This is a genomic window from Bartonella sp. AD328YNZD (assembly GCF_042196425.1).
The window spans coordinates 1-569 of record NZ_JBHIQG010000840.1; the positions used below are offsets into that span (position 1 = coordinate 1).

General features: G+C 35.0%; 1 protein-coding gene. It reads right to left on the minus strand.

Translation table 11 applies throughout. The features are described from left to right. On the minus strand, positions 1 to 569 hold a 569-nt coding region (locus ACFIO3_RS15900), incomplete at both ends, for a shikimate dehydrogenase (RefSeq protein ID WP_375704809.1).

Consider the following 569-nt stretch of genomic DNA (forward strand, 5'->3'; position numbering starts at 1 on the left):
TGTTGTAAAAAAGGAGTTATCAATGGTGTATAAACAATATCTGTTACTAATGCCGTTGTTTTTGCTTTATGAAAATCACAAAAAAAAGAATCACTTTTTTCTTCTGGACTTTTTATGCCTATAGAGGTTGTATTAACAATCAAATCAGCTTGATGAAGTATTTCATGGATTTTATGCCAATCGTAAACTTTAATGATTTTTCCAAAATACTGAGCTAAATTATCAGCGCGTTGTTTTGTACGGTTAATCAAATAAATCTGTTCAAATCCGCGTTTTTTTAAAGCATATAGGATAGCGCGTGCAGCGCCACCAGCCCCAAAAACAAGAGCTGTTTCCCCTCCCCAATCAGATGCAAAATCATCAAGATTAGCGCTAAAACCATAGGCATCGCTATTCGTGGCACAAAGCTTATCTCCTTCATACCAAAGTGTATTAGCAGCACCAATCATTGTTGCTCTCTCATCTTTATAATCTGCTAAACGAAAGGCTTCTTGTTTATGAGGCAAAGTAACATTTCCTCCACAAAAGCCCATTTTTTGTAAAGAAACAATAAAATGACTAAATTCTTC